Origin of the sequence: Collinsella sp. HCP28S3_E9, assembly GCF_052065455.1 — a bacterium.
Lineage (GTDB): Bacteria > Actinomycetota > Coriobacteriia > Coriobacteriales > Coriobacteriaceae > Collinsella.
Genome location: NZ_JBQHTZ010000001.1, coordinates 99,436 through 117,511 on the forward strand (window position 1 = coordinate 99,436; position 18,076 = coordinate 117,511).

Genomic DNA, 18,076 nt, shown 5'->3' on the forward strand with positions numbered 1-18,076 from the left:
CCCGCTATTTAAGAATGATACTGGTCGCGTATTCTCGCCGAGGGTCTCCAAAGAAGTCGCTCGGTGACATTTCAACTGCGACCTCTCTCTTGTTGCCCAGCTGCCTCACCACGCTTGATGGAAGGGCGACCTCCGCAGAGCCCTTTTCCGCAAAGGCCGTAGCAATCGGCTTTTCGCCCCTTTCCTTATACTTGGAAAGTCCAAAAAACCTGAAATGAATGTCGCATAAGGGCTTGCCTTCGAACCGAAGGACATACCCAAGAGAATCGGCCGGCAATAACTTCCAGCCGTTAATGCCGAGCCCTTCAGCGCAGTCAAGCATTTGAACATCAGTCCAGGCCGGCTTCAGTTCTCCCGTTGACACGTCATCGCCATACCACAGGGACAGCTTCAAGGGAAGGCGGATGGGCGCCTTATTATCAGCTTGTTGTAAGAGACTTGCATGCCTAAAAAGATTGAATCCGTATTCGCCAGGCTGCTTGAGTGCCTTGAAGAAAAGGGGTCTTGAACCGAGTAACGCCAGCACGGCCCTGTTATACCTCCAACCATAGGAGACAATCTTAAAGTTTGCCGCGCTAGGACCGAGCTCTAGCGCATCCGCCAAACAGATTGGACGCTCTTCGGATAGATTCGCTAGTCTATCTGGTATGTCAACATCTATTGCAGCAAGGGCCAGCTTGGCATCAGTTTCTTTGCCACTCCCTTTCGATCGGATGCGAACGCGCAAGAACTCATCCTTCAGGAGAGCCTTCGCTTCATACCGCTCCCACGCATTGAGAGAATCGGGACTGTCGCATTCGCCTGCCATATCAGCCTCTTCACGAATACGCACAACATCAATGGGAAGGCACGCCTGGAAACCATATTCAGCTACAGCACGCCCGTGATCAATGCTGATGGACAGAGGCCTAAATTCTTGTATGGGTACCACTGCGAATCGGTAGCGGAAAACAACCTTACCACCGGCAGATTTCTGCCTCGCCTCTAGGACGCATTCTTCAATATGCCAACTGAATAGACTCGTTTTTGAGAGATTGAGTTCTATTCTTGCAATACCTGAATTTTCAGTATCGTCCTCATATATGGCGCAACGAGGCATCGACACCAGCTCGCCATCGCAGCAGCACATGATGTCCAAGTCTTTTAGGGCGCTCGCGCCATCAAGCGCTTCAATGCTCACAGAGGGCAGGCCGTCGCTGGTATTGAGTTCGTTCGGAACGCACCCATACAAGTCAACGCCGTCGCTCGTTTCTCCGATAATGCGATGCTTATCAACCTTTGCGACATAACGTTCTTGCCAAACGGCAACTTCCTCGCCCGTAAGCTCGTCAACAACCGAACCTGCCGAACCGGGCTCAACGTCGTAGATATAAATCTGGTTATCGTTCCAATCGCCAGAAGCCTCATACTCCGAAACGGCTTTCATGCCTTGCCCGGGAACGATCTTGTATCCGTCTTTAACAATGTATGCGATACGACGCTTTTTCGTTAACCGCTCGTTCTTGCCACGCAAGCGATAGAAGCCCTTAGCGTCCTTTATAAATTCAAAACAACCGGGCTTGTTCCTACTGAACGACTGGCTCAAAGAGCTAAGCTCGATGTAGTCACCCGCTCGCTCATCTTTCTGCATGAGCTTCAATTCCACGTCGTAACGAGCCCGAGGGTTAACGGCAATACTGACGGCATTCAAAATGCATTTTCCGACACTCATATCGAATTCAGAGCTTGCCTTTAGCTCGCCGTCAACATAATAGTCAATCTTGTCACCAGCAAAATGCAGCGGGAACTGTTGGCGCGGCCAGCGCATGGTCACAACACCCTCAGATAAATCCAGCTGCAAACTGGCAATCGGAAGATAGATTAATCGGTGGGTGCCACTTCTCCGCTCTTGCGTCTCAGAAGCAGCCCTTCCTCCGGTCGCCAAGGGCTGCACACGCTCTTGATTGTCACGAAGGGCCTGCATTGCAGCTTCAGGCAGACCGAAACTAGATAGCATCGTGTAGCGGCTTCCAGCCCTATTCGTGTCAACAATTTGCGCCGCCACGCGCATGGACGCCTCAAATAATGGAGCAATGGTTGAATCGGGCGCTTTCTCAAGAATGTTAAGGACTGCCTTTTCGGGAGCATACCGACTCTCAGGGTTCTTTAGCTCCCTAAGAACGGAGCGCCCGTCCATCTCTCCGCCAAAACCTAAACTGCCTTTAGAAACTTCTTTCGCAAGCGGAAGTAATTTCTCCCACAGGTTTGACCAAGAATCTTCCGATAAGCCTCCGTGGAGGAGTGTGGTGTAGAAGTAGTAATTAACTTCCTCATCACGGCCGTACAAAGGCATTCCACGCTCTTCAACATGTTTCATGAAAATATGCTTTACAAGCCCCTGTACGTTACTGTCGAAAATGCCAAGACTCGCGAAGAAATTGCCCCATAAGTTATGATCGTTGAAAACCCTGCGCGCCTTGTCAGCAACATAAACCATAAATGCGTTCGGCAAACACCTATCAATCAGCATCAGAACAATGCGAGGTTTTGTCGGGTAACGTTTTATGAGTTCTTCAAAAGCAGCGCTGAGCTCATCAAGGTCTGCCGAGAATTCCTCAAACGTCTGATAAACCATGACGTTTTCAGACCTTGAGTCAAGGTCGTCAAAGGCACCCCGAGCTCTTTCTTCAAATTCCTCCAACTTTGCCGAAAACAACCCATGCGAGCGTGTGAGCGGAAAATGGCTCAAGTCGTATTCATATTGCTCTATCGAGGACGCTGTCTCGGTATTTGACTCGCGAGGAGATTGGCTTTTCGGCAGGACTTTCACGTTCGTCGTATTCTCGACCATCTTGGGCTGAAGCATGGAGGCCGCGAAGTCGTCGGGGGCCGCACGGTATTTCTTTCGCATCCTTATGATTGAATCGGCATATCTGCTATCAAAACGAGCGTCTATTTCTTTATCGGCAAGAGACAAAAGATCGGGCAAGTAGCAGAAGCCAGCTTTCTGAATTGAACGCTTCAGCCGTACATCATCAAAACTAAGCTCCGAGATGGACGTTTTCTCCAACCTCTCCAAGTAGTTCGATTCGCTCATCAGCATCCCCTATGCCGCGATTGCATTTGATGCCGTCATTTCTGGCCTTTTATTAACACCGGTCTGGCATGACGTGCTTTTAATCATACCGTGAGACACATACGCAACCCAACGAACAAAGCTGTCCAATGGGCCGTTTCTGCAGACGGTCGTTATCATCCGGTGAACAGCGCTTGGAAGTACCTGCTATAGCTCAAGTGTCTTTTATTGCACAACAAAACCGCCGCCAAAATGATTCGATTGTGAACATAGATGCACGGATCTGCCGACCGGGAGTCTAGGTTTTCCCTACGGTCTGTCGCCTTGCCCCAATCCCGCAAGGTGCCCACACGCTATTATCGATATAAATTGAATGGGCAAGCATTACAGGAGGGGCTCTGCGTGCCAATTGAAAAGCAAGTTCCATACTTGCAAAACGCTTCTGGCTCGGTAATTGACAACCACCACGAAGCTCATAGGGCTGTCCAGCTCTCCATCGCCCGCGGCTACGCTGACCTCACCAACAGTCGCGTGCGCCCCTGGAAACAAGCGAAGACCGAGGCAGATCGGATGCGAGCCATCAGGTAAGGTCACCCCTCCCCCATGTAACCATCCTGTAAATCATAGCGGCGTGGTCGAGTTTTACCGTGATGCGGTCGCGCCTAGCGCTCCACTGTGCTAAAGTATCCCGAACGTTCAAACGACTACGAGGGGAACTAGAAGATGGCACGTGTGCACAACTTCTCAGCTGGCCCGGCCGCGCTGCCTACAAGCGTGCTCGCCGAGATCGCCGACGAGATGATGGACTACCGCGGTTGCGGCATGTCCGTGCTCGAGATGAGCCATCGATCTAGCATGTACCAGCAGATCATCGACGACGCCGAGGCAACCCTGCGCCGCCTGCTGAGCATCCCCGACAACTACCGCGTCCTGTTTTTGCAGGGCGGCGCCACGCTGCAGTTTGCGGGCATCCCCATGAACCTCATGCGCCGCGGCCGCGCCGGCTACGTCGTGACCGGCAACTTCGCCAACAAGGCGTACAAGGAGGCCGCCAAGTACGGCGAGGCCGTGCTGCTCGCGAGCTCCGAGGACACCAATTTCGACCGCATTCCCGCCATGGCCGACATAAACGCGCGCATTGCCGCCGAGGCCGCGGGCGACGGGCTCGACTACGTCTACATCTGCCAGAACAACACCATCTTTGGCACCATGTACCACGAGCTGCCCGCTTGCGGCGATGTGCCGCTGGTCGCCGATGTCTCGAGCTGCTTTCTGTCGCAGCCGCTCGACGTCGAGCGCTACGGGCTCATTTACGCCGGCGCGCAGAAAAACGCCGGCGCCGCGGGCGTGACCGTGGTCATCGTGCGCGACGATCTCATCGCAGATGGCCCCGCCTTTGCGCAGACGCCGCAGTACCTGGACCTTAAGACCCAAGCCGCCAAGGGCTCCATGCTCAACACGCCCAACACCTTTGGCATCTACGTGTGCGGCAAGGTATTCCGCTGGGTGGAGCAAGCCGGCGGACTAGCCGCCATGGCCGAGCGCAACTGGGCCAAGGCCAACCTGCTCTATGACCTGCTCGAGCACAGCGAGCTGTTCCATGGCACCACGCAGGCCGGCAGCCGCTCCATCGCCAACGTCACCTTCCGCACCGGCGACGCCGATCTCGACGCGGCCTTTGTCGCAGGCGCGGCCGAGCACCAGATTCAAAACGTCAAGGGCCATCGCCTGGTGGGCGGCATGCGCGCCAGCGTCTACAACGCCGTAACCATGGAAGACGTGCAGGCACTGGCCTCGTACATGAAGGACTTCGAAGCGCAGCATAGTTTGAGTCCGCGATCTAACTAGCCCGCAACCCGCGGGCCGACCAGCCACTTCAAACCACTTGTTATAAACAAACCCGCTAAGGAGTTTTTCATGCGCAAGATCAAAACCATCGACGACATAACCAAAGACGGCAAGGTCGAGTTTGGCGAGGGCTACGAGTTTGTGGGCACCGCCGAGGAGGCCGACGCCATCCTGATGCGCTCCACCGACCTGCACGGCTACGAGCTGCCCGAGGGCATCCGCGCCATCGCCCGCTGCGGCGCCGGCGTCAACAACATCCCCATCGAGGAGTACGCCAAGAAGGGCGTCGTCGTCTTTAACTCCCCCGGTGCCAACAGCAACGCCGTCAAGGAGCTCGTCCTGGGCATGCTGGTGCTTTCGAGCCGCGGCGTGGTGCAGTCGATGAACTGGGTGCGCGACAACGCCGACGACCCCGAGATTCAGGTCGATGCCGAGAAGGCCAAGAAGGCCTTTGTGGGCCGCGAGCTCAAGGGCAAGCGCATCGGCGTCATCGGTCTAGGCAACGTGGGTTCCAAGGTCGCCAACGCCTGCGTCGACCTGGGCATGGACGTCTACGGCTACGATCCGTTCATTTCCGTCGAGCACGCGTGGGTGCTGAGCCGCGAGGTGCAGCGCGTGGGCACGCTCGAGGACCTCTGCCGCGGCTGCGACTACCTCACCGTGCACGTGCCCAGCAAGGCCGACACCATCGGCATGATCAGTACCGAGCAGATCGACCTGCTGGCCCCGGGCGCCGTGCTCATCAACTACGCGCGCGAGACCATCATCGACGAAGACGCCGTCGACGCCGCCCTGCGCGCGGGCAAGTTGAGCTGGTTTAGCTGCGACTTTGCCACGCCCAAGACCGTCAAGATGCCCAACACGTTTATCACCACGCACTCGGGCGCCGGCACCGGCGAGGCCGAGGCCAACTGCGCCGATATGGCCATCAGCGAGCTCAAGGATTACCTGGAGAACGGCAACATCGCGCACAGTGTCAACTACCCCGCCTGCAGCATGGGCAAGGCGCGCGCCGCAAGCCGCATTGCCTGCCTGCATGCCAACGTGCCCAACATGATCGGCCAGATCACGGCGATCCTGGCCAAGGACAACGCCAACGTGCAGCGTATGACCAACGAGTCCGCCGGCGAGAACGCCTACACCATGTTCGACACCGACGAGCACCTGGACAGCAGCACCATCGAGGCGCTCAAGCAGATTCCTTCGATGTATCGCGTACGCGTGATCAAATAGCGTCGGCGCCAAGCCTGCCAGACAGGCAATGAAGCTCATTCGGCCCCCGTTTTCGCGAAACGGGGGCCGATTTCGTTGCTCCGGCTGGTTTTGAAAATGCTACCCAGAATAAGTTTTTTCGGATAATCGACAGTCATGCCCAAATCACTGAGCACACCTGCTTTGATAAACACCTTTATCAGTGGTTTTAGTAGGTAAAAATCGATCTCTATATGCCAAATTTAGGTTGACTGTCCATTTTCCGAAACAACTTATTCTAGATAGCATTTTTAGGGCCATCCAAAGGCGAAATTGAAGCCTTTTTGTGACCAAAACTCTAGTCCGCGCGACCGTTTTCCACCCGCACGGCTACATTCCCGCCCAATCGATAAAAATCTCCTCACGAAGCCGCCGTTCGAGCTCCTGCTGCCGCGGCGTCTTGTCTTTCAACGGCACATCGAGATAGGACATGATGAGTTCCATCACCACGCGGAAGGCATCGGAGTCGACCAGCTGACCATAGGTCATCAGAACGACAGGATATCCCATCGCTTGAAGGGCCGTCGTTCGATCGGAGTCCGAGATCTTGGATTCTATGGATCCGTGAATGGCTTTACCTTGACATTCAACCAGGCACTCTCTGCTGCCGTCCTTATTTGACAGCAGGATATCGGCGTAGCGCCTATCAAGCCCCGAAATCAGGCGGGCGCTGCGCGTCATGCGAATCTCGACGTTATTGGTAAGGCGCAGCCCTTCGCCGCCACGCAACCTCGTAAGGCCAAACAGCATCGAAGCCTGGACCTCGAGCGGCGATGCCACAACCCCCGTAATGCATTTCGCGGCACGCGTGAACGATTTAGCACCGCGGAGCCCCTGGATCTTATCGACGTACTCGGCTAGTTCAGAGAGCTCAATCAAGGGCGGTCGTTTCCACAGGTCCGTTGGATTCCCCGAGGCATCCTTTACGTTTTCCCAGCCCAACCGTGCGTCACCCCACCGGCTCCCATATGCCTGCTCAAGCGCCGACTTTACCTGAGGCGCAATCTTGCACACGGCAAAGGTGCCGCACATCTCATACATGCACATGATCAGGCGCTCATTTGAGACCGAGGAAGCCAGGGTCAGCAGGGTAAAGAGCGGGGACGCGACATCGAGGCCAAACTCTGTCTGCCGCACGGAGCCAAACGGCCTCTCCCCGTTCCAAACATGCCTGACAATGCGGCCGCCCTTACGCCCGCAGACGCCCCGCGCCAACACGTGTAACGGGGTGCCCAGGAAATGCTTGACAAGCGGGTGCTCACAAAGATGCTCCCTGCGCGGATCGTCCGCAGAATCGGGCAGGTCCGGCATTATTGCCAAGACCTGCGGAGGTATCCGGTGATACCGAAAGGCAGATATGTCGCACAGCATGTCGTCCATAAAGGCTACGTACCCACCGCGTCGTCTGTAAACCCGCCTGGACGCCAAACGCGATGGCTCGGCCTGTGAACGGTTAATACTGCTACGCACACGTCGCGAATCTTCCAGGTGGCTTACAATCGGTTTTGGAAGCAAACTGATTGTGAGGTTACATATGGTTGATGAGAACTTTGCCTGGGGGCTTACGCAGGAGCTCGTGAAGATTGATAGCTCGGACCCGGGCGCCTACGAAGGCGAGATCGAACACTTCATTAAGAGGCTCATTGAACAGCAGCTGGCGCAGCTTGATAGTCCTGCGCTCGATGCCGTGCAGGTTGCAGAGCTCGAAGTACTCCCCGGGCGCCGCAACCTTATGGTCACCGTGCCGGGTGTGAGCGACGAGGCGCGACTCGTCTACATCTGCCATATGGATACCGTCACCCTAGGAGATGGCTGGAACGCGGACACACCGCCACTCGGGGCGACCGTGCGCAACGACAAACTCTTTGGCCGGGGCGCCTGCGACATGAAGGGCGGTCTGGCTTGCGCCATTACCGCGCTTGTCCACGCACTCGAGCGCGTGGCGGCGGATGGTGAGCTGCCCCACCGTGGCTTCTCGCTTATTTGCTCGGTCGACGAAGAGGACTTTACGCGCGGCTCCGAGGCCGCCATCGATGCCGGCTGGGTCGGCTCGCGCGAATGGGTGCTGGACACCGAGCCCACCGACGGACAGATTCAGGTGGCGCACAAGGGTCGCACGTGGTTCGAGATCGAGATGACCGGCGTCACGGCGCATGCGAGCCAGCCCTGGAAGGGAGCGGATGCCGTCGCCGCCATGGCCGAGGCCGTCTGTGCGCTGCGCCATGCGTTCGCGGCGCTGCCCGTGCATGATGAGCTGGGGGCTTCGACCATCACGTTTGGACAGATCGAGGGCGGCTATCGCCCCTATGTCGTGCCCGACCGCGCCAAGGTCTGGGTCGATATGCGCCTGACGCCGCCGACCGATACGGCCGCCGCGACGCGCATGGTAGAGCAGGCCATCGCCGACGCCGAAGCCGCAGACCCCGGTTGCCATGGAAGCTATACCGTGACAGGCGACCGCCCCGCCATCGAGCGCGATCCGGTCTCTCCCCTTCTAGCCGCGCTCGAGCGTGCCGCCGATGACGTGACAGGCGCGGACACGACCGTCGGCTTCTTTACCGGCTACACCGACACTGCCGTCATTGCCGGCAAGACGGGTAACCGCAACTGCATGAGCTATGGCCCAGGCTCGCTCGCGCTCGCGCATAAGCCAAACGAATATGTGCCCCACGCCGATATCGTTCGCTGCCAGCGGGTGCTGATCGCGCTCGCCGACAACACGCTCTGGGGCGCGAATAGTCAAGTTGGGGCATAATAAGCCGCGAACAAACCGACTCGCGCGTTAGGACTGTCCATGAAAGCTCTTCCGTTTCCCTGCATCCGCCCAGCTCAGGATCGCGTGCTCGAAGCGCTGCCTGCGATGGACAGCATTCTGAGTGACAACGACGCCCTGCGCGGTGCGATTGCCGATGGGCTCATGCTCAAGGATCCGGGCGCGGCGTATTACGTGTACGAATGCTCCGGAGAGCCAGGGCGCGTGACGGGCGTTGTGGCAATTTGCCCGGTCGGCGTACTGACGGGCGACGACGCAGCTTCCGCAGATGTGGCCGCAGCCGCCCGTACAATCGCCGAGCTCAAGGTGCAGCCGCGCCCCGTGTCGCTCGCCTACGAAGCCTCGCCCGTCATGGATATCATCCTGGGCGCCGCCAAAGAGGGCGCGTCGCTCTATGCCGTCACCGACCCCACCGGCATTACGCATCGCGTATGGGAAGTCAAGCGCGAGGACGCCGTTGCCGCCATCCGAGCCATGCTCGATCAGGCACCGGAGCCGGCGCTGGCCGATGACCCCGCCTACGCCGCCGCTCTGACCGGGGCGTCGCAGTTGCTGGCCGATGAGGCCCGCGCAGCCGGCACCTACACGGGCAAAGAGCCGTTCAACTTTTCCGTGGCCGTGCTGTTCCCCGCCGCGCAGGTCAGCGGCGGCGCGCCGCAGGTTCCGACGGGTCTGCTCACTCACCAGATCTCACGGTTCTAACGGGGCCTAAACGCCCAGCACAAAGACTCGGCAGCTCAACAAGCAAGGGGCGGGGATACATGCGCATGCATCCCCGCCCCTTTCGCATCGAGCAATTACGCCGGCGACCCGCATCGCCGCGCCCGCGCTACCCGCGCCGCGGGCCCGCTGCCGCCACGAGTGGCTCTAGCCCCAGCTCACGCGCATAATCTTCCTGCGTAAAGACTTCGACCAGTTCAAACGTATCGGTTGCATCGTCAAACGCAAAGTGCAGTACCGAACAGTTGCCCGGCACGCGCTCGCGCTCGTCGGCCGCCGCCCCCCTAGAGTGGTCCAAAAACTCCTTGATGGCCGAGGCATGGCTCACCGCGAGCACGCACGAATGGTCCGGGCGTCGCATAAGATCGGTCAACGTCGTCACCATGCGCTCACGTACCTGCATCTGGCCCTCACCGCCAAACTGACGATAAAAGTCACGCCACGGACGCTCGGGCATCAGCATCACGCGCTCGGCCTCAAAGTCGCCAAAGAACCACTCGCGCAGGCCATCCAGACGCTCGTAGGCAAGGCCCGGCCACAGGCTGGCGATAGTCTGCTCGGTGCGGTGCAGCGTCGAGGTGTAGGCGTGATCGGGCTCAACGCCACGCGCACGCAAGAACATACCGGCACGCGCCGCCTGCTCGCAGCCCAACTGCGTGAGCGGCGAATCGCTCCATCCCTGAATAATGCGTTTAAGGTTGAATATTGTCTGTCCATGACGGACCAGATACAGATCTTTGTTCATAGGGGTCCTTTCGTTCGTTACCAATCAAGGAGCGAAAACGCCCCGTCGCAATAGCCAAAATGAAGCACGGCACCGTTGTCGGGCTGCTCTCCCCCGCCGGTCACGCATCTAAGAAACTCCTGGCAGGCAGAGCCATGAGAGACCGCAAGCACACGATCGTGCTGCGGTCGGGCCATAATACGGGACAGCGCCGCGACCATGCGCGCCCGAAGCTCGCCTTCCGACTCGCCACCAAAGGCCACCGGATAATCGCCCCAGGGCTGCGGCGGCATATCGCGATTTGATGTACCCTCCAGCGTGCCCAGGCGCCACTCGCGCAAATCATCGACCGGCTCTATGGGAAGATCCTCGCCAACGATCAGCTCGGCCGTGTGGCGCGCCCGACCCAACGGAGACGAATACGCGTGGTCAAAGGAGATGCCGCGCGCCTCAAACGCCGCGCGCGCCGCCAGTGCCTGCTCGCGCCCGCTCTCCGTGAGCGGCGAGTCTTGCCAGCCCTGCAAAATGTTCTGCACGTTAAGCTCGGTCTGCCCATGCCGAACCAAATACAGATCGGACACACGCCCTCCCCTCGCACCACCACAAAGGGTCAGGCACCTTTGTGGTGGTTTGCCGCCGGATCGCGCCGCAACGACGCAACTACACCAGCACGTCGGCAAGCGGACGCTTAGGCACGTGATGCACCTGCGCCTCGTCGCGCCAGTAATTAATAGAACCGTCGGGGTTGGAATCGATCGCGTCGATAACCTGGGTCTCGGCCGGCACGCCAAAAGCCATGATCAGCTTGAGCTCGTACTTGTCGTTATCGAGCCCCATCGCATCGATCGCGCGGGGCGTAAAGGCCTTGAACATGCAAGCCGCCACCTCGGGCGTTGCGCTGCGCGCGGCGAGCATCATCGTCTGAGCCGCGATGCCCGTGTCGACCTCGGTGATAGGCGCGGCGGGCTTGCCGGGAACGGTGCGCTCGGCAAGAATTGCAATGTAGCCGGTCGGACGCTCGCCCTCGACAGGACCCGGCCAGTCCTTGAGCGCCCCGGCCCATGCAAGCTCGTCAAACACGCGAGCGCAGTCCTCGGCACCGCTCACCACATGAAAACGCAAGCGCTGAGCATTGGCGCCACAGGGAGCCAGGTGCGCCAGCTCTGCCAGCTCGAGCAAAAACTCGCGCGGCACGCGCATGGACTCGTCAAAACGGCGGCATGTGCGGGCGCGACGGACCAGCGCATCAAACGCATCCAGGCCGAGCTTTTCGCAACCCTGCTTTGCCATCGACTCGGCGCTCGACGGCGCCGCGGGAACTGCTTCGTTCATAGGGACCCCCAAAAAGCCAATTGTTCTTAGGAAAATCTAACCTAAAACGCAGGCAATAACGAACAGAGCTGCAATGTTCTACACCTGTTGAATAGAAAATCGCAACGTGGGGAACAACGGAAACAAATCGGGGCCTTTGAGTTGCGTTTCGCCCTCCCCGGCCCATACGCCAGCTCCTTTAGGCGATACTGGTTGTAACGACCGCGGCTTACGCCGCACGGAAAGGAGGCCTCATGGGCATCTTTAAGAATGACGACCAACAATCGAGTCTGTTTGGATTTGACGAGAAAAGCATGGCAGGCAAGGCGATTAAAGCCGTGCGCTGGATCTACGCCGCCACGGGTGTCATCGCGCTCATCGCCGGCATCGCGCTGCTGTTTGCACCCGCTAAGACCCTCGTCTTTTTGACGACCGTACTGGGCTTCTACTTTGTGATCACGGCTGGCGTCAGGCTGTTCACCGCCATTTTTGAGCCGCTGCTGCCCGCCGGCTGGCGCGTCACGAGCATCCTCGCCAACCTGCTCATCATCTTGGGCGGCGTGGTGATCCTGCGCAACCAGGCGCTTTCGACCGCGACGCTCAGCACGCTTGTGGTGGTCGTGGCCGGCTTTGGCTGGATTGTCGAGGGCATCATGTCGATTCTGGAGTCCGAGCTTTCTTCCAACCGCGCCCTCGCCATCCTAAGCGGCGCGCTCTCCATCATCGCCGGCGTGTTCGTGTTCATCTACCCGCTGTGGTCGGCAAAGATGCTCGTCATCTTTACCGGCGCTGCGCTCCTGGTGTTTGGCGTGACGCTGGTTATTCGTGCTATCCGCTTTGGCAAGCTGGTGCACTAGATGCCGCGAACGCTGTTTATTGATGCCGACGCCTGCCCGGTCACGCGTGAGTCGATCGACTGCGCGCGACGGGCGGGTGTTGCCGTGGTTGTCGCCGGCAACAGCACGCAAAACCTGGAGCGGCACATTCGCCGTGACGACCCGCGCGATGCCGAGCACGCGCGACGTGGCTTTTGGGTCACAACGCTCGACGTGAGCGTAGGCGCCGATAGCGCCGACTTTGCCATTATCGAGCGTCTGCAGGCAGGCGATGTGGTCGTGACACAGGACATTGGCCTGGCGAGCATGGTGCTCGGTCGCGATGCCGCCGCCATCGGCGTGCGCGGGCGCGTGTACGACAAAGCCACCATCGATATGCAGCTGTTTATTCGTCACGAAGAAAAGAAAGTGCGCCGCGCCGGCGGTCGCACCCGTGGACCGGCAGCCTTCACCAGCGAAGACCGCGCCCGCTTTAAGCGCAACCTCACCGACCTGCTGCGCTAACCAAGGTAGATTTTTGGGACATGCCTAAAAATCTACCTTTTTGTTTTGGCGATTGGCGCGCATCCAACGCCGGTCATGGCGGTAGATGTTTGAGGCATGCCCCAGTTTTTACGGGATACATCAAACATCTACTTAGAGGCCAAAGGCGGAAAGGATAAGGCCCCAGCCCGCGCCGATGACGTACATCATGACCAGGAACACGGCGTTTTCGCGGGCGCTGCGGTTGGTGCGGAACAGTACCAGGTAACCCACGCCGGCAGAAATGAGCGTGCCGGCGAGCATCGGTGCCAGCTGCAGCGCGCCTTCCAGATACAGCTGCGTAATGACCACGCTCGCCGAGCAGTTGGGAATGAGGCCGACAAGCGCCGAACCCAGGACAGCAAGCGTCTCGTTGCCGCGCAGGAACTGCTCGATCGCGGACTCGCCGAAGGTCTCGAGCACGGCGACTAGGACCAGCGTCACCAGGAAAATGAATACCGAAACCTGTACGGTGTGCGAGATCGCGCTGCGGATAATCGACAGGACAGGCGCGCCTTTGTGTGAGTGGGAGTGACCGTGGTGGTGTTCGTGCTCGCCCTCGTGTCCGTGGTCGTGGCCATGTCCGTGGTCACGCTCGTCCTCGTCTTCATCACAACCGCAATGGTCACGCTCGCACAGCTCATGGATGTGGTCGGCGCTCACGCCCGCCTCGGCCACCTCGTCGATGATGTCACCGCCGCTGTGATCGTCATGCGCGCAGTTAACGTGCGCCGGATTGGCAGCGGTTCCCAACACGGTACGGCGGATCGCCGCATGAGCACGGGCGTTGCGACGCAGGCCGCGAATGGCGGCATCCACGATAAAGCCCGTGACCAGCGCGATCAGCGCCTTCGAAGCCAAAAGCATCGCCATAGTCTGCACGGGAACCTGCTCGGCAAGTAGCAGTGGCAGCATCTCGTCGGAGGTCGAGAGAAACACCGCCACCAGGGTGCCCAACGTCACGACGCGACCGGCGTACAGCGTTGCCGCCATCGCCGAAAAGCCACACTGCGGCACCATGCCCAGCAACGAGCCAACCACGGGGCCAGCGGCGCCGGCACGCTTGATGGCGCCGTTGACGCGATCGCCCGCCACATGCTCTAACGTCTCGAGGGCCAGATATGTCACCAACAAGAACGGCACCAGCGAGAGCGTGTCCTTGCCGGCGTCAAGCAAAATATCAATCAGCAAATCCATGACGGATGGAACCTTTCGTGTCTTTCGGCAGCATTGTAAAAGTCCTAGCGGTCAACTAGGGTATTGTAGTTGTCCTAGGCGTGATGCCAATAGTTGCCTGTGGTAAACTATCATCTCGCCACATCTCAATGACCCCGAGCCGCACGACGCGGCCCGTCCAAGGAGCAGTATATGAACGTTTCACAAGCACTCGAATACGAGCGCCAGCCGTTTATCCCCATGTTCATCTATGGCGATCACGCCGCCATGGAATCCGAGCGTCAAAAAGGCGAAGAGGCCCTCAAGGTGCTCGAGACCGAGTACTTTACCGCCGAGGGCGACCCTGGCTTCGACTTTGCCACCGTGCGCGACCTGGCCGACCGCAACCGCGACCTATGCGACCAGATTGGCGAGGCGCGCCTGCGCAACGTGACGCCCGCGACGCTTTCGCGCGGCCTGTCCGACGCCGATACCTGCGCCGCCATCGGCAAGATGCAAAAGCGCACCGCCGCGTCCGTCATGCGCGAGATCCGCGGCGACCGCGATGCGCTCGGCGTGGCGTACGCCCGCAAGCCCATCCAGGGCACGGTGCTCGGCATCGACATCGAGACCACCGGCCGTGCACCCGAGCGCGGCTACATCATCAACGTGGGCTGGGAGATCATGGAGCTCACCAGCGACGCCGTCCCGCACGACGCCGAGGCACACTATTGCGGCCTGCCCGATATCTACCGCGGCGAAGATGTGCCGCTGTCGAATATCCACCACATCACCTGGGACGACATCGACGGCAAAACGCCCTTCCGCGAGAACAAGGAGCTGCAAAAGCAGCTGCTCAAGCTCATGAAGAAATACCCGTACATGGCGCACAACGCCGCCTTTGAGGACAGCTGGTTCAAGATCCATCTGGACGGCTATGCCGAGGCGCGCCGAGCCGGCAAGATTATCGTCATCGACTCGCGCCAGATCTGCCGCAGCCTGGACGCCGACGTGCGCTCGCTCCCCCGCGAGTCCGCACCCGCCGCACTCGAGAACTGGGCACGCCGTCGCGGCACCCTCGCGCCCGACGCCAACGAGCAGCACCTGGGCCTCGACGACACCGACCTCATGCTCCGCACGGTGCAGGCCGAGTTCAACCTCAAGAACCTGTTTGCCAAGTAGATTGCCAAGCAGAGGCGCCATTCGCGAGCAATACTTGCCGGACCATAGCGCCCCGCGCAAAAGCGACACGCCGAGGCGCCCCCCCCCTCAAGCGGCGCAATACGGGCCGATGTCCAAGCGGATATCGGCCCGTTTTTCGCGCCGTACAACATGGCCCTCCAGCCCCCGATGTCTAGCCGCCGCATAACCAAGTACTTCATCTGCGTATGTTCAAGCCAAATTGCACATTTTTGTTGACGCCGCCTTTGCATCAAAACGATGCTGACCAGCATCAGTTGTGGAGGTCTGCGTAGCCAGCGAGCTGCGACAATGCTCCAAATAGCATCTTTCTCCATCATTGGCGTCAAGCGCTTGGACAGCTTTTGTTATGCCGCGCCATTTTGCCTTGGCATTCATTGCGAGCCCCGCTGCCTGGTCTGCCATGCTATCTGTATGAGTATCGTACTTTCACATAACACGGCAAAAGCGGTCTACCAAGCCGCATACTCGGTATCCGCAATTGGCACCGAGCCCTGCAGCCCTGCCAAGATCTACGGGGCGCGCCCCAGCAAGGAGCTGCTCGACTCTGCCGCCGACTGGCTCGCCAGGCACAACGTCGCTCTGGATAACGATGCCCCGCTCGATACAACGGTGTTCGAGCGCGCAAACGTGCGCAGCATGACGGGCTGCAAGTGCCACGTATCATCCAAGCGATTCGCGGGCTCGCGCTTTATCAAGCTTGCCGACGACATCTATATTGTCGGCGTCGAACTCTGTGCGCTTCAGGCCGCAACCTATCTTCCCTTTCGAGAACTTGTGGAGTACTACTTCGAACTGTGTGGCGCCTATTCCCTTGGGCACGATGCCTCGACATCCTATACCGAGCGCTTCGCGCTCACCTCGACTTCGAGCCTTAAACATTTCTTTAACTCCCTCATCGACTGCAAGGGCCTCGAACTTGCCCGAAAAGCCATCCAATGCGTGCGGGACGGATGCCGATCGCCGATGGAAACGGCGTTTGTCATGATGCTCACGCTACCCAGGCGCGAGGGCGGTCTTGGCATTAGCGAGATCGAGACCGACTACGAAGTAAAGGTCACAGCTGCCGCAAAGAATCTCACGCGGCGCGAAAAGTTCTATATGGATGCATATCTCAAGCGGTCCCGAACCGACATCGAATACAACGGATTTCAGCACGATGCCGAAGAAGACCGCGCCATTGACGAAGAGCGCAAGAACGCGCTGGCGTCCATGGGCTACGGAATCATTACCGTCAGTCGCTATTCCTTTATGCACGCCAGCGCCTTCGCCAGGGTTATGGAGGCAATCCAGCGAAAGGAGGGCATTCGCCCATCGCGCCTGCCCAAAGATTTCGCAATCAAGCAAGAAGAGCTGCGACGGTTTGTGCTCAGGAGATTTATCGAGGAAAAGAAGCGTATTGAGGAGCTCCTCCGTCAAGACGCAGCGCAGGGTAATGCACTTGAGCTCGAGCGCGCAGTGCTCGAGGGCATCTCGCTGGACGACCCGACGATCAACAATGTCCCGGCCATCGACGACATGCAAGTCATCGAGCTGGATTGCCCGGAGTTCGCCCAAACAAGCACCTCCACACCCGAAGGCAGGGTGTACGGGGCCAGAACAGAGGCGGACTGACAGGGTGGGTACCCCGGCGACGTGCAAAAACGGGAGTTTTCAGCAGAGCCGAGTATCCGAGGGCGGCCGAATTGCCCCATTTTGCACCGAAGCCGCTGTTTTTGATGTAATTTAGGCAACAGCTGGGGAATATCTATTGCCATTTGCACTCCAGTAAAGCCCTGTGGCGGCAAACGACGCCGTATCATGCAATAAATAACCCCTCGTCGATGCTGAAAACTCCCGTTTTTGCACGTCGCCGGGATACCCACGTTGGCATCGGCGGCCTTAACCGCGTCCACAATGCCCTTAGCCGCCTCTGGGGCCAATCGATAGCAAAATATTTCGCAAATTATATTGACATATGAACATGCGCTCATATACTCGGAAGTAAGTTATATGAGCACATGTTCATATGAAAGGATATTGCAATGAGCGAACACGCCGATGAAATAAGGACCGATATCGACACCACCATCGTGCCCGACATCCCCACCACTTGCTCGCCCGAGGACCTTCCCGACGAGGAGCTGCTGTACGACCTTGCCGACTTGTTCAAGGTTTTCAGCGACACCACGCGTATCAAGATCCTCTACGCTCTCATGGGCCGCGAACTCTGCGTGGCCGACATCGCCGAGGCGACCGCAACCTCGCAGTCCGCGGTGTCGCACCAGCTGCGCACGCTCAAACAGTCGCACCTGGTTAAATTCCGGCGCGACGGGCGCAATATCCTCTACTCGCTCGCCGACGATCATGTCTACACCATGCTCAACCAAGGCATGAGCCACATCTGCGAATAGCGACCAACCACGGTACCAGCGCGGTCTGCACCCAAGCCGAAAATACAGGGAAAGGAACCCATCATGAAAAAGCAGTTCAAGCTCGACGAGATCGACTGCGCCAACTGCGCGCGTGAGCTTCAGGACGAACTCGCCAAGCTCGAGGGAGTCAAGTCCGTTTCGGTCAACTTTATGACTCAGAAGCTGACGCTCGAAGCCGACGACGCTGAGTTCGACGAGGTCCTTGATCGCGTCGTGGAGTTCACCGCCGACGCCGAGCCGGACTGCGAGATCATTCTCTAGCCTGCG

At 58.8% G+C, this 18,076-nt stretch carries 16 protein-coding genes; 10 read left to right on the forward strand and 6 right to left on the reverse strand.

The window, feature by feature from the left end; all coding sequences use genetic code 11:
- Positions 1-4 precede the first annotated feature (4 nt).
- A complete protein-coding gene (locus ACTNA2_RS00525; RefSeq protein WP_441048230.1) occupies positions 5-3,076 on the reverse strand; it encodes a hypothetical protein in 3,072 nt (1,023 codons plus the stop codon).
- 702 nt (positions 3,077-3,778) lie between these two features.
- Here ACTNA2_RS00525 and serC point away from each other — a divergent pair.
- On the forward strand, positions 3,779-4,903 hold the full coding sequence (serC, locus tag ACTNA2_RS00530) for a 3-phosphoserine/phosphohydroxythreonine transaminase (protein ID WP_441048231.1): 1,125 nt from the start codon (positions 3,779-3,781) through the stop codon (positions 4,901-4,903).
- A gap of 69 nt (positions 4,904-4,972) precedes the next feature.
- Complete coding sequence (locus ACTNA2_RS00535; protein ID WP_154515718.1) at positions 4,973-6,136, forward strand: phosphoglycerate dehydrogenase; 1,164 nt, start codon at positions 4,973-4,975, stop codon at positions 6,134-6,136.
- 348 nt (positions 6,137-6,484) lie between these two features.
- Here ACTNA2_RS00535 and ACTNA2_RS00540 read toward each other — a convergent pair whose 3' ends face one another.
- Positions 6,485-7,291, reverse strand: a complete 807-nt coding sequence (locus ACTNA2_RS00540; RefSeq protein WP_441048232.1) for a hypothetical protein — start codon at positions 7,289-7,291, stop codon at positions 6,485-6,487.
- Positions 7,292-7,688: 397 nt separating this feature from the next.
- Between ACTNA2_RS00540 and ACTNA2_RS00545 the strand changes: the two genes are divergently transcribed.
- Positions 7,689-8,909 carry a M20 family metallopeptidase gene (locus ACTNA2_RS00545; RefSeq protein ID WP_441048233.1) on the forward strand — a complete coding sequence of 407 codons (1,221 nt, stop codon included), beginning with the start codon at positions 7,689-7,691 and terminating at the stop codon, positions 8,907-8,909.
- 39 nt (positions 8,910-8,948) lie between these two features.
- Positions 8,949-9,629: a DUF1015 family protein gene (locus tag ACTNA2_RS00550; RefSeq protein ID WP_441048234.1), complete on the forward strand. Its 681-nt coding sequence runs from the start codon at positions 8,949-8,951 to the stop codon at positions 9,627-9,629.
- A gap of 127 nt (positions 9,630-9,756) precedes the next feature.
- On the opposite strand, the gene ACTNA2_RS00555 is transcribed toward ACTNA2_RS00550, so the two are convergent.
- The 3 genes from ACTNA2_RS00555 to ACTNA2_RS00565 all read right to left on the reverse strand — a co-directional run bounded on the left by ACTNA2_RS00555 (position 9,757) and on the right by ACTNA2_RS00565 (position 11,703).
- On the reverse strand, positions 9,757-10,392 hold the full coding sequence (locus tag ACTNA2_RS00555) for a histidine phosphatase family protein (RefSeq protein WP_441048236.1): 636 nt from the start codon (positions 10,390-10,392) through the stop codon (positions 9,757-9,759).
- A gap of 17 nt (positions 10,393-10,409) precedes the next feature.
- Positions 10,410-10,952 carry a histidine phosphatase family protein gene (locus tag ACTNA2_RS00560; protein WP_441048238.1) on the reverse strand — a complete coding sequence of 181 codons (543 nt, stop codon included), beginning with the start codon at positions 10,950-10,952 and terminating at the stop codon, positions 10,410-10,412.
- A 79-nt stretch (positions 10,953-11,031) separates the two neighbouring features.
- Entirely contained in the window at positions 11,032-11,703 is a 672-nt protein-coding gene (locus tag ACTNA2_RS00565) for a nitroreductase family protein (RefSeq protein WP_441048240.1), read from the reverse strand.
- A gap of 233 nt (positions 11,704-11,936) precedes the next feature.
- On the opposite strand from ACTNA2_RS00565, the gene ACTNA2_RS00570 reads away from it, so the two are divergent.
- A complete protein-coding gene (locus tag ACTNA2_RS00570; protein ID WP_118099399.1) occupies positions 11,937-12,539 on the forward strand; it encodes an HdeD family acid-resistance protein in 603 nt (200 codons plus the stop codon).
- A complete protein-coding gene (locus ACTNA2_RS00575) occupies positions 12,540-13,022 on the forward strand; it encodes a YaiI/YqxD family protein (protein WP_154515742.1) in 483 nt (160 codons plus the stop codon).
- Positions 13,023-13,154: 132 nt separating this feature from the next.
- On the opposite strand, the gene ACTNA2_RS00580 is transcribed toward ACTNA2_RS00575, so the two are convergent.
- Complete coding sequence (locus tag ACTNA2_RS00580) at positions 13,155-14,237, reverse strand: putative manganese transporter (protein WP_154515745.1); 1,083 nt, start codon at positions 14,235-14,237, stop codon at positions 13,155-13,157.
- Positions 14,238-14,408: 171 nt separating this feature from the next.
- On the opposite strand from ACTNA2_RS00580, the gene ACTNA2_RS00585 reads away from it, so the two are divergent.
- From ACTNA2_RS00585 to ACTNA2_RS00600, 4 genes are all read left to right on the forward strand, one after another.
- Positions 14,409-15,377, forward strand: coding sequence for a 3'-5' exonuclease (locus tag ACTNA2_RS00585; RefSeq protein WP_441048241.1), 969 nt, complete (start codon positions 14,409-14,411; stop codon positions 15,375-15,377).
- A gap of 432 nt (positions 15,378-15,809) precedes the next feature.
- The gene (locus ACTNA2_RS00590; protein WP_441048243.1) at positions 15,810-17,009 is read left to right on the forward strand and encodes a hypothetical protein; all 1,200 of its coding nucleotides are present in this window, start codon (positions 15,810-15,812) and stop codon (positions 17,007-17,009) included.
- Between the two features lie 410 nt (positions 17,010-17,419).
- Positions 17,420-17,788: an ArsR/SmtB family transcription factor gene (locus ACTNA2_RS00595; RefSeq protein WP_117794534.1), complete on the forward strand. Its 369-nt coding sequence runs from the start codon at positions 17,420-17,422 to the stop codon at positions 17,786-17,788.
- 63 nt (positions 17,789-17,851) lie between these two features.
- A complete protein-coding gene (locus ACTNA2_RS00600) occupies positions 17,852-18,070 on the forward strand; it encodes a cation transporter (RefSeq protein ID WP_117583778.1) in 219 nt (72 codons plus the stop codon).
- Positions 18,071-18,076: the final 6 nt, after the last annotated feature.